At 34.0% G+C, this 12,085-nt stretch carries 12 protein-coding genes; 7 read left to right on the top strand and 5 right to left on the bottom strand.

Features of this window, described 5'->3' with window-relative positions; genetic code table 11:
* Positions 1-160: 160 nt before the first annotated feature.
* The 3 genes from BC962_RS15640 to lon all read right to left on the bottom strand — a co-directional run bounded on the left by BC962_RS15640 (position 161) and on the right by lon (position 4,605).
* A complete protein-coding gene (locus BC962_RS15640; RefSeq protein ID WP_121346968.1) occupies positions 161-1,327 on the bottom strand; it encodes an MFS transporter in 1,167 nt (388 codons plus the stop codon).
* Positions 1,328-1,342: 15 nt separating this feature from the next.
* Positions 1,343-2,044, bottom strand: coding sequence for a (d)CMP kinase (gene cmk / locus BC962_RS15635; RefSeq protein WP_121346967.1), 702 nt, complete (start codon positions 2,042-2,044; stop codon positions 1,343-1,345).
* Between the two features lie 110 nt (positions 2,045-2,154).
* Positions 2,155-4,605: an endopeptidase La gene (gene lon / locus BC962_RS15630; RefSeq protein WP_121346966.1), complete on the bottom strand. Its 2,451-nt coding sequence runs from the start codon at positions 4,603-4,605 to the stop codon at positions 2,155-2,157.
* Positions 4,606-4,822: 217 nt separating this feature from the next.
* On the opposite strand from lon, the gene BC962_RS15625 reads away from it, so the two are divergent.
* Genes BC962_RS15625 through BC962_RS15610 form a run of 4 tightly spaced genes read left to right on the top strand, consistent with a single transcriptional unit; the run spans position 4,823 to position 7,786 of the window.
* Positions 4,823-5,386, top strand: a complete 564-nt coding sequence (locus tag BC962_RS15625; protein WP_121346965.1) for an RNA polymerase sigma factor — start codon at positions 4,823-4,825, stop codon at positions 5,384-5,386.
* Entirely contained in the window at positions 5,376-5,942 is a 567-nt protein-coding gene (locus tag BC962_RS15620) for a DUF4179 domain-containing protein (RefSeq protein WP_121346964.1), read from the top strand. Before BC962_RS15625 ends, BC962_RS15620 begins: the two co-directional genes overlap by 11 nt.
* Positions 5,923-7,029: a hypothetical protein gene (locus BC962_RS15615; protein ID WP_121346963.1), complete on the top strand. Its 1,107-nt coding sequence runs from the start codon at positions 5,923-5,925 to the stop codon at positions 7,027-7,029. Before BC962_RS15620 ends, BC962_RS15615 begins: the two co-directional genes overlap by 20 nt.
* A gap of 25 nt (positions 7,030-7,054) precedes the next feature.
* Entirely contained in the window at positions 7,055-7,786 is a 732-nt protein-coding gene (locus BC962_RS15610) for a head GIN domain-containing protein (RefSeq protein ID WP_121346962.1), read from the top strand.
* 84 nt (positions 7,787-7,870) lie between these two features.
* Here BC962_RS15610 and BC962_RS15605 read toward each other — a convergent pair whose 3' ends face one another.
* Together BC962_RS15605 and BC962_RS15600 are read right to left on the bottom strand one after the other, a co-directional pair.
* Positions 7,871-9,205 (bottom strand): MFS transporter, encoded by a 1,335-nt coding sequence (locus BC962_RS15605; RefSeq protein WP_121346961.1) that lies wholly within the window; start codon positions 9,203-9,205, stop codon positions 7,871-7,873.
* Positions 9,206-9,269: 64 nt separating this feature from the next.
* On the bottom strand, positions 9,270-10,091 hold the full coding sequence (locus tag BC962_RS15600; protein WP_121346960.1) for a M48 family metallopeptidase: 822 nt from the start codon (positions 10,089-10,091) through the stop codon (positions 9,270-9,272).
* Between the two features lie 177 nt (positions 10,092-10,268).
* On the opposite strand from BC962_RS15600, the gene BC962_RS15595 reads away from it, so the two are divergent.
* The 3 genes from BC962_RS15595 to msrB (BC962_RS15585) are packed head-to-tail and all read left to right on the top strand — an operon-like array spanning position 10,269 to position 12,074.
* Positions 10,269-11,138, top strand: coding sequence for an alpha/beta fold hydrolase (locus tag BC962_RS15595; protein ID WP_121346959.1), 870 nt, complete (start codon positions 10,269-10,271; stop codon positions 11,136-11,138).
* Between the two features lie 25 nt (positions 11,139-11,163).
* Positions 11,164-11,664, top strand: coding sequence for a peptide-methionine (R)-S-oxide reductase MsrB (msrB, locus tag BC962_RS15590; RefSeq protein WP_121346958.1), 501 nt, complete (start codon positions 11,164-11,166; stop codon positions 11,662-11,664).
* 11 nt (positions 11,665-11,675) lie between these two features.
* Positions 11,676-12,074, top strand: coding sequence for a peptide-methionine (R)-S-oxide reductase MsrB (gene msrB, locus BC962_RS15585; RefSeq protein WP_121346957.1), 399 nt, complete (start codon positions 11,676-11,678; stop codon positions 12,072-12,074).
* The last annotated feature ends 11 nt before the right edge of the window (positions 12,075-12,085 follow it).

Below are 12,085 nucleotides of genomic sequence, written 5' to 3'. Positions count from 1 at the left end.
ATATTTGTATTCTATGTTCTTTATGGAAATTTCAGATAATTAAACACAGAAGTGATTATATATTTGATTTTCAACCCTTTTCTATTTCCATTTCTTTATCTAAAAAGGAGTGCAAAAATACAACTTATTTTATTATATTCAAATATTTGAGAACTCTGTTTTATGAAACTGAATTTTTAAATGAAAAATGAAATAATAAAATAAGAATAGAGTAGATCATTCCCAGTGTAGCAACCCCTGTCCAACCAAATTCCTGCCACGCATAAGCACCAGAAATGGTCCCTAAAGCACCACCAATAAAATACCCTACCATATAAATTGTATTAATCCTATTTCGTGCATCTTGATTTTTAGAAAAGATGATGTTCTGATTTGTAATATGTAAAGATTGTAATCCCATATCTATCAAGATCACTCCTATTATTAAGCCTATAATAGAACTACCGGAAAACACGAATATTCCCCAAGCTATGATCATTAAAATAGTAGATATGGTGATTAGCCTATTTTTATTCATCCTATCACTAAGTTTTCCCATAACTGTAGCGGCAAGTGCTCCTCCAATTCCAAGAATCCCAAATGCACCTGTAATGGCGCTTCCATAATTAAATGAATCCTCCATTAGAAAAACCAAAGTGGTCCAAAAAGCACTGAATCCTGCAAATCCTAATCCTCCTCTTACGGCGGCTAAGCGTACCGAACTTTCAGATTTAAAGTAATGCACTATTGATCTCATAAGTTGTGCATAAGTTCCTCTAAAGTCTGGAGCTAGTTCTGGCAACTTATATTTAAGCAACAACCAATAGATAAGCATAATTCCTGTAGCAATAAAATACATAGCTCTCCAACCAAGATACTCCCCTACCATACCGCTAATAAATCTACTTCCTAAGATTCCAATTAGCAGTCCGCTCATCACAATTCCTATAGCTCTTCCTTTCCTTTCTTCTGAAGCTAATTGTGCAGCCATTGGAACAAAGAGTTGAGGAACTACTGAAGAAAAACCAATAAAAAAACTGGCGATAGTAAGAATTAATAAAGATGGCGCTAATGCAGCTGCCAGTAGACTGATGACAATTGCAATAAAATCTATAAGAATAAGTTTCTTTCTGGGAAATTTATCTCCAAGCGGAATTATAAATAATAATCCTAGGGCATATCCTATTTGAGTAAATAAAGGAATATTACTTACAGCTGTTTCCTTAACCTGATAAGTTTCTGAAATAAGATTTAGAAGGGGTTGATTATAGTAGTTATTGGCAACTACCAATCCCGCTCCAACAGCCATTAAATATAATAATGAATTAGGAAGTTTAGCCTCAGTCATTCAGCTTCGCAAGTTTTAGTTTTGCTTAGCTATAACCTCATTAGAAATATTGAGCAAGGTGTTAAACTGCTCGTCCAAGCTTAATGAAGAGTTATCAATTTCTATAGCATCTTCGGCCTTTACTAAAGGAGAGTCTTCTCTAGTGGTATCTAAATGATCTCTCTCTTCTACATTTTTAAGAACCTCATCATAGCTCACCTCTTGCCCTTTTTGTTTCATTTCCTTAAATCGGCGCTTTGCTCTTTCTTCTGCAGTTGCTGTCATAAAGATCTTTAATTCAGCATTTGGAAACACAACGGTTCCAATATCTCTCCCATCCATTACCACTCCTTTCTCAAGGCCCATTAGTTGTTGTTGAGATACTAGTTTTGCCCGTACTTCTGAAACTGCCGCTACCCTACTTACGTATTGAGAAACTTCTAATGTGCGAACCTCATCTTCAATGTTTTCATCATTCAAATATATAGCAGCGAAACCTCGAGCAGCTTCAAAAGCAAATTTTAAATTTAAATTTGGAAGGTCTTTTATTAAGCTATCTGTATCAAAAGAATCTTTGGTAATGAAACCTTTGCGCATAGCATAAAGTGTAATAGCTCTATACATGGCACCAGTATCTACATATACATAGCTTAATTCTTTAGCTAATTGTTTTGCAACTGTACTTTTACCTGTAGAAGAAAAGCCGTCTATTGCTATAGTAATTTTATGATCTGTCAATGTGTGAGATTTAAAAGGTTACTCCTTATTACTTATCGACTCCAAAGATAAATAAAGCAGAAATTAAATTGTAAAAAAGATAAACCCTGAATTTCTTCAGGGTTTGGAACTTATAATACTTTAGGGTTTTCTACTTTTTCCTTGGTAAGAGCAAGCTCAATAACATCTTTCATCTCTTTCACATAATGAAATGTAAGACCTTTCACGTAGTCTGCCTTTATTTCCTCTATATCTCTTCTATTTTCTTCGCAAAGAATAATTTCCTTAATTCTTGCTCTCTTGGCAGCAAGGATTTTCTCCTTAATTCCTCCAACTGGCAATACTTTTCCTCTTAATGTGATCTCACCAGTCATTGCAAGACTCTTCTTGATCTTACGCTGAGTAAATAAGGAAACCAATGATGTTAGCATGGTTATTCCCGCACTAGGACCATCTTTTGGAGTAGCCCCTTCTGGCACATGAATATGCACATTATATTTCTCAAACACTTCAGGATCTAAATCTAACATCTCAGCATTAGCCTTTAGGTATTCCATAGCGATCGTGGCAGATTCTTTCATTACTTTCCCAAGGTTTCCAGTAATATTTAAATTCCCTTTTCCCTTAGAAAGTATAGATTCAATAAATAATATATCTCCTCCAACACTTGTCCAAGCCAATCCAGTTACAACCCCTGCTACATCATTATTTTCGTACTTATCGCGCTCCATTCTAGGACTTCCAAGTATTTTAATAACATCATCATTAGTGATCTTCACCACATACTCATCTTCCATTGCAATGTTCTTGGCTGCATAACGCACCATCTTAGCAATTTGCTTTTCTAAACCACGAACTCCAGATTCTCTAGTATAACCTTCAACGATCTTCTCTAGTTGTGCTTTTCCAATTTTAATGTGCTCCTTAGTAAGTCCGTGTTCTTTAAGTTGCTTAGGCAATAAATGCTGCTTAGCGATCTCAACCTTTTCTTCTATAGTATATCCTGTAACATTAATGATTTCCATTCTATCTCTAAGTGCAGGTTGAACGGTACTCAAACTATTTGCGGTTGCAATGAACATTACCTTAGAAAGATCAAATCCCATTTCCAGGAAATTGTCATGAAACTCACTATTTTGTTCTGGATCCAAAACTTCTAATAATGCTGAAGATGGATCTCCATTATGACCATTAGATAATTTATCTATTTCATCTAATACGAAAACAGGATTACTAGTTCCGGCTTTTTTCAAACTCTGAATAATTCTTCCAGGCATCGCCCCAATATAGGTCTTTCTATGACCTCTTATCTCAGCTTCATCTCTTAATCCACCTAAAGAAATACGCACATATTCCCTCCCTAAAGCTTCTGCAATAGATCTTCCTAAAGAAGTTTTACCAACTCCTGGAGGTCCATAAAGACAAAGAATAGGAGATTTCATATCATTTCTAAGCTTCAAAACCGCTAGATATTCAATAATTCTCTCTTTAACATCATCTAAACCATAGTGATCTCTATCCAAGATCTTTTTAGCTCGTTTCAGATCGAATTTATCTTTACTGAATTCATCCCAAGGAAGATCTAGAAAAAGATCTAAATAGTTTCTCTGAATTGAATACTCAGCAACCTGAGGATTCATTCGCTGCATTTTAGCTAATTCCTTAGTAAAGTGCTTTTCAACTTTTTCGTCCCATTTCTTACTTTTAGCACGAACACGCATTTCTTCCATCTCATCCTCATTAGAAGCGCCACCAAGCTCTTCTTGGATGGTCTTCATTTGCTGATGTAAGAAATATTCACGTTGCTGCTGACTCATGTCGCTTTGTACCTTACTTTGAATCACATTTTTAAGTTCCAATTTCTGGTTCTCAACATTCATGAACTTCAAAGTATCCAGCGCTCTATTCTTCAAATTATTGGTCTTCAATAATTTTTGCTTTTCCTCTACGCTCAAATTCATGTTAGAAGACACAAAATTGATCAAGAAAGAAGGGCTTTCAATATTCTTTATAGCAAAGGAAGCTTCAGATGGAATATTAGGACTTCCCTTAATGATCTGCAACGCAAGATCTTTTATAGATTCTATAATTGCACTAAACTCAGCATTCTTAAGATCTGGTCTAACTTCTGGAACTTCGTCTACAGAAGCAGACATATAAGGTTTTTCAGAAATCATCTCTTTAATCTTAAAACGCTTTTTTCCTTGGATGATAACAGTTGTATTTCCATCGGGCATTTTAAGCACCCTTAGAATTCTTGCAACTACACCGGTTTTATAAATGTCGTCCACTCCTGGATTTTCTACATCTTCATCCTTTTGCGCTACAACACCTATTACTTTATTACCGCTATTTGCATCATTAATAAGTTTTATAGAAGCATCCCTTCCTGCAGTAATTGGTATTACAACACCTGGGAATAAAACAGTGTTTCTAAGGGGTAGTATAGATAATATTTCTGGGAGTTCTTCTTTATTTATCTCCTCTTCATCTTCTGGGGTCATCAAAGGAATTAATTCTGCATCTTCATCGATTCCTTGAAATGACAAACTGTCAATATTTAATAATTTAGATTTAGCCATATCTTTATTTAGGTCAAACTGTCACTACAGTTTATTATTTATATCTAAGTACAATCTTCTGCAAAGGTCTAATCCTACTGCCTCTGTACTTAGCGGGTAGTATTTTAATCTGTTAATTCAATTGTTATGCCACCTAAAAGAAATGAAAGTTTTTTTCAGAAACTGTAACAATTTAAAAACTAAGGTATCTTTATAGTAAGAGCTTAATATATATTTCTTGACACCAACCATTACTTATACAGACGATTTGATTGTACGTTGCCAAAAGCAAGAGCAACGAGCACAATTAGAAGTGTACAAAAAATATTATAAAGCGATGTATAATACCGCTCTGAGAATTGTTAAGGATACTGCGGAAGCAGAAGATATCATGCAAGAGGGATTTATTAAGGCATTTTCTAAGATCCATACGTTCGAAGGTAAATCAACATTTGGTGCCTGGATCAAGAAAATTGTAGTAAACCTTAGTATAAATGCATATAACAAGAGAATAAAATATGCACAGGTTTCTTATAATGATGAATTTAAGAATGAAATATATGAGGGAGACGAAATAGGGGTAATTGAAGAAGAGGAAAACAACTGTAAAATTCAGCATATTTTAAAAAAGTTCGATTTCCTTAAAGAAAATTACAGAGTCATTCTTACACTTCATTTAATTGATGGCTATGATTATGAAGAAATATGTGACATCCTTAAACTAAGCCCTGCTAATTGTAGAACGACCATCTCTAGAGCAAAAGAACAATTAAGAAAAATATTATCAGAAAATGAAAGATGAGGAATTATATAAACTCTTTATAAACGAAGACTGCGATCTAGAAGAACCAGAAATTGGTCATGAAGATCGGTTTTTCGAGAAATTAAAAGAGTCCCGGAACCTTAATGGTAAAAGCGGTGAAAGTAATGTTAGAACTTTATGGCAATCTTGGATAGCTATTGCAGCAAGTATTGTATTTATAATATTAATTGCTGGTAGTTTGTTAAATACCAATTTGCTTGCGAAACCTGCAGATCTTGCAGCAGTTTCTCCCGAGATGAAAGAAACACAGGAGTTTTATGCAAAAGCTATTAGAGCAGAACTGGATAAAGTGAAGGCTTCTAAATCTCCAGAAACAAAAATAATTATTGATGATGCCTTAGTACAACTGGAACGATTGGACAATGAGTATAAAAAACTTAGAGTAGACCTTTCTGATAGTGGTAAAGATAGGCGAGTAATATTTGCGATGGTATCCAACCTGCAACAACGTATAGATCTATTAAATACCGTTTTAACCCAAATTGAAGAAATTAAAGAATTAAAAAACAACAAAAATGAAAGCACTATTATATAACATATTTATCCTCGCAGTGATGTATCCCGCAGTTCCCACTTTCAATGGAAATGATGCGGCTATAGATAAAATCTCTGGCAAACACACAAAAGAGAAAAAGATCACCAAATCCTATGATGTAGCTGCAGATGCACTTCTAAAAATTGACAATAGTTATGGAAATATAGATGTTACTACTTGGAGCAAAAACAAGGTACAAATTGAAGTAGTAATAAAAGTGAATGGAAATGATGAACAGAAAGTAAAAGAAAAGCTGGAAGAGATCTATGTGAAATTTAACCAATCTTCTGTAGGAGTAAGTGCTAAAACTTATTTTGAAGAAGAAAATAGATCATGGTGGAATATGATCTTTGGAGAAAATAACAATATGAATATGGAGATAAATTATGTTATTAAAGCTCCTGTAACAAATAATGTGCACCTAATAAATGACTACGGAAATATCTACCTAGATAAATTAACCGGGAACGCTCAAATAAATTGTGATTACGGAAGTATTGATATTGGTGAATTGCTGGGAAGTAGTAATCAAATTAGCATAGATTACTCTAGAAACAGTCATATTAGAGTAGTTAAGAATGCAGTTATCAATGCAGATTATTCTGAATTTGAAATAGAAGATGCAAAGACTCTAGATATCAATGCAGATTATTCTAAAAGTAAAATAAGAAAAGTAGAATATTTAAAATACAATGGGGATTATGGAAGTCTCAATGTAGATAAAGTTAGAAAACTTGATGGAAATGCAGATTATGTTAGCACTAAAATTGGGCAAGCTTATCAATCTCTAGATCTTAATTTAGACTATGGAAGTCTTGAAATCAATAAGATCATGAAGGGAGCTGGAGATATTAAAATTAAATCTAATTACGCAGGAGTGAAAATTGGATATGCAATGGATCAGGCTTTCGATTTCGATATCGTATCAACTTATGGAGGTATTGATGGGATAGATGAATTAGATGTTCAAAAGAAAAATGATGAATCATACAAAAAAAGTTTTTCCGGTTATCATATTAAATCTGATAATTCAAGTAACATTATTATAAGAAGCAACTACGCAAGTGTCACATTTCAAAAGAAATAATTTAAATAACTAAAACAAAACGATCATGAAAAAAGTAATTATCTTATTATTCCTAATACTTATAGGCACCACCAACATGAATGCACAATGGTGGGGGAGTAAAAAAATAAATGGGAATGGAAATATGGTTTCAGATACCCGTAGCACTCCCCGTTACGATGAAATTGCCTTGATAGGTTCTATGGATGTTCAAATTATATCTGGCACAGAGGGAAAACTTAAAGTAGATGCAGAAAGTAATTTACAGGAATATATTTTAACAGAAGTTAAGGATGGAAAGCTCAAAATTTCTGTTGAAAAAGATGTGTCATTAAACCCATCCCGTAACATGACTATTCGAGTGACTGTTCCTGTAGAGACAATTAGCAGTCTTTCTGTAACCGGCTCGGGAGATGTTTCTAACAATGGGATCTTAAAGGCTAATGAGCTAAAAATTGGAGTTACTGGGTCTGGAGATATTAATCTTAATGTGGAAGCAAAACAATTATGGGGCTCTATTACAGGTTCTGGAGATATTAAACTAAATGGAAAGGCAAAAGACTTTAGCTGTAAAGTAACCGGTTCTGGAGATTTCATGGCATACAATTTAAATGCAATAAATGTAGAAGCGGCAGTTTCGGGATCTGGAGATATCCAAGTATATGCATCAGAATCTTTGAAAGCTCGTGTTTCTGGTTCGGGCGATATAGGATATAAAGGAAACCCAGAAAAACAAGATTTTAAAACATCTGGTTCTGGTGATATCTCGAAACACTAGTTTCCCGAATATTTCAAAAAACCTAAGGCAAAGACCTTAAATCTTCATCGAGGTTATATTAAAAAAATAATGAACCTGTAAGAGTTAGTCAACTTTTACAGGTTCATTATTTTTAGGAACTCTCAGCAACAAGAATACACCCGCTACAAAGAAAACTATTAGAAAAAGAATAGCATTACGAACACTCCCTGTTATTTGAGCTACTATCCCATACATAGACATCCCAATCACGATCCCGATCTTTTCCGATACATCGTAAAAACTAAAATAACTAGCTGTATCTACGGTGTTCTCAGGAATCATTTTAGAATAAGTAGAACGAGATAAAGCCTGAATTCCACCCATTACTAAACCTACAGCGGCCGCAGCTACATAAAACTCTTGTGGTGTTATTATAAAATAGGCATAAATACATATAAGAATCCAGAAGATATTTAAATAAATAAGGGTTTTAATATTTCCGATTTTCAAGGCTATTCTAGAAGTTAAAGTTGCTCCCACCACTGCAACTAATTGTATTAATAAGATACTAACAATTAACCCGGTGGTTGCATCTTGTTCTCCCCAATCTAATTCTTCAATTCCAAAATAAGTGGCTATAAGCATAATAGTTTGCACAGCCATACTATAGGTGAAAAAAGCCATTAAATATCTACTAAGTCTAACCTGAGATTTAAGGGCAAACCAAATTTTATTTATTTCTTTAAATCCATTAAAAAGTACATTCCTAGTAAGCTTCTCTTTCTTATTCCCTTTTGGTAAATACTTGTAGGTATATTGGCTAAATCCTATCCACCAGATTCCGGTTAACACAAAAGATAATCTAGTTGGTAAACCTTCATCTTCAAAACCAAACCACTCATATTTCATGATCATTATCAAACATATGATCAATAGTATTACACTTCCAATATATCCTAATGAAAAACCTTTGGCGCTAATTTTATCTTGCTGCTCTGGAAAAGCAATATCTGGCAAATAAGAATTATAAAACACCAAACTAGACCAGAAACCTATTAGTGCAAAGAAATAGCATAATAACCCAAACCATAGAAAATCTAAACTAAACCAAAACAGGCCAATACATGAAATCGCTCCCAAATAGCAAAAGAATTTTAAAAAGGATTTTTTATTCCCCACGTAATCTGAGATCCCAGATAAAAATGGACTGAAAATAGAAACCACCAAAAACGCCAAAGCAGTAACGTAGCTTATTAACGAGTCGTTATTGAGATTATACCCCATAAAATTAATAGTATCATCTATAATGTTGCCATCGCTATCTTTTACAATTGTGATTGCTCCATAGAAAATCGGGAAGATTGCTGAAGCGATCACCAAACTGTAAACAGAATTGGCCCAATCATAAAACGCCCAGGCATTTAATAATTTCTTGCTTCCTTTAGGGGGATATTTCATTTTTTAAAAATAAAAAAAAAGCCGTTCTAAAAGAACGGCTTTTCAAAAAGTTATAATAAATATCCTATTTAAAGGAAGTTACACCATATTTTGCTGCTTCAGCTCTTGCTGCTGGAGCCCATTGTGTAAGATTATTAATTCTAGTTGTAGAAGATGGGTGAGTACTTAAAAACTCAGGTGGTGCTTGTCCCCCATTCTGTTCTGCCATCCTTCTCCATAGACCTGCAGCTTCATCTGGATTATATCCTGCAATAGCCATTAATGTTAAACCTATTCTATCTGCTTCCGTCTCATGACTTCTACTAAAAGGCAACATTACACCTAATTGAGAACCTAATCCGTAAGCTTGAGCAAAGATTTGTTGAGTCTGATCGCTTTTACCACTTAATGCCACAGTTCCTGCAACTGCTCCTAATTGTTGTAATTGTGCTGCACTCATACGTTGTGCACCGTGATCTGCTAATGCGTGAGCAACCTCATGCGCCATAACTACTGCTAGTCCAGTTTCATCTTTTGCTACTGGTAAAATACCTGTATAAGCTACAACCTTTCCTCCTGGCATTGCCCAAGCATTCACAGCTTCATCATCTACTAAATTAAATTCCCATGCGAAATCTTTCAAATATCCTTGATAACCATTTGCATTCAAATATCTTTCTGATGCTGTAACTATTTTTTGACCAACATTTTTCACCATTCTAGCTTCTGAAGTGCCTGTTACAACTTTATTTTCAGCTAAAAATTGATCGTATTGTGCAAATGCGGCTGGAAATATTTGATCGTTAGAAACAAAGTTTAAATTTTTCTCTCCAGTAAAAGGATTGGTTTTACAACCAACCATAACAAACACAGCAAAAACTGCTATAAATAAATTTTTAATTCTCATGATTTTTGGTTTTAGTTTGATAAAAATACAAAACAACCGCTTTCTGTTTAGAATGTTTATGCTTGCTTTAACAGTTATGGATTTTCAAAAATGATACCATTTATAAATTATCTTTTATAATTTCTTTAATCCTAACATCATAGGAATTTATTTAACTTGGCGCTTCTAATTTATTTTATGTCCCAATCAATAGAAAAGAAGAAGCCAGTACAAGTACTACTTGCTCCAAAATATATAATGGTCACTGGAAAAGTTTTAACTGCAATCTCCCCATTTATCGCGAGTAGATTTGCTGCAAGACTTTTTTTTACTCCTTTTAAATACAAAACCCCTTCCAGAGAAAAGGAGATGGATCAAAATTCCATTCAGGAAAAAATTACAGTTCCCGCTATAAACAGAGAAATTGTAGTATATCATTATGGGGAATCCCAAAAGAAAATATTACTCATTCATGGTTGGAGTGGTACTGGTACTCAAATGGCTATAATTGCAAAAGAGCTGGTGAGAAAAGGATTTAGCATTCTGAGTTTTGATGCGCCAGGTCATGGAAAAGCACCTGGTAAAATAAGTATGATGCCATTTTTTATAGAATCAATACATCATTTAGAAAAAACTTATGGACCCTTTCATGCTGCTATAGGACACTCTTTAGGTGGTATGTCTATTCTAAAAGCTATAAAAGATGGTCTTAAGGTAAATAAGTTAGTTGTTATTGGAACTGCTAACAGTGTCACTCATATTACCAAGGATTTTGCCCAAAATATGCAACTAAATGAAAAGGTTGCAATTAAGATGAAATCTTATTTCGATACTAAATTCGGAGAAGACATGGATAATTATTCGGGTGCAATTTCTGCAGAAGAAGTTAAAATACCAAGCCTAGTTATACATGACGAAGATGATGTAGATGTACACGTGAGTTCTGCTTACGAGATCTCCAAAAACCTAGAGAATAGTCAATTATATATCACTAAAGGATTGGGGCATCGGAAGATATTAGGGGATCCTGAAGTAATTAACAAAATAACAACATTCATCGCGGTATAATCTTTGTAGATTTAAAAATAAAAACATGAAAAATTTATTTTTTGCATTTTTAGCAATTGTCGCTATTAGTTGTAATAGCAATGCTCAGAAAAGTAATTCTGAATCAAAGTCAAAGGAGGTAGCTTCAAAATTTGAAGTTTCAAAAACAGATGCTGAATGGAAAGAAATTTTAACTCCAGCTCAGTACCAAATCCTTAGAAAGGCAGGAACAGAAAGACCTTTCTCAAGCGAGTTGAATGATATTAAAAAACCAGGAACTTTTGTTTGTGCTGCCTGTGGAACTAAACTATATAAAACGGAGCACAAATTTGATAGTGGAACTGGATGGCCAAGTTTTGATAGAGCAATTAATAGTGGAATAGAAATGGGATCTGATTCTAAATTAGGTTATTCCAGAGATGAAATTCATTGTGCTACCTGCGGAGGTCATTTAGGACATTTATTTAATGATGGTCCCCAAGAAACTACTGGAGAAAGACATTGTATAAATGGAGATGCCATGAAATTTATACCAGATACTAAATAAAGATATATTTAATGAAAAAGTATAATATAGAGAAGACAGAAGAGGAATGGAAAAAAGAACTTTCTGAAGAACAATATCGAGTTCTAAGGCAAAAGGGAACTGAAGCTCCAAATTCTGGGAAATACAATCTTCATTTTGATAATGGGGAATATCAATGTGCTGCCTGCAAAGCAAAACTTTTTGAAAGCAATAGCAAATTCGAAAGCTCATGTGGATGGCCTAGCTTTGATGAAGCAATAGAAGGAACTATAGAATATGTGCAAGACAAAACATTTGGAATGATAAGAACAGAGATTCTTTGTGCCAATTGTGGAGGTCATCTAGGTCATGTATTTGATGATGGCCCTTCCCCGTCAGGTCAAAGATTTTGTGTAAATTCAGCAAGTATAGATTTCAATAAAAATTCTTAAACTTTAAAAAT

This window comes from Gillisia mitskevichiae, assembly GCF_003634585.1.
Taxonomy (GTDB): Bacteria; Bacteroidota; Bacteroidia; order Flavobacteriales; family Flavobacteriaceae; genus Gillisia; species Gillisia mitskevichiae.
This window is presented reverse-complemented; position numbering and strand designations above follow the sequence as displayed.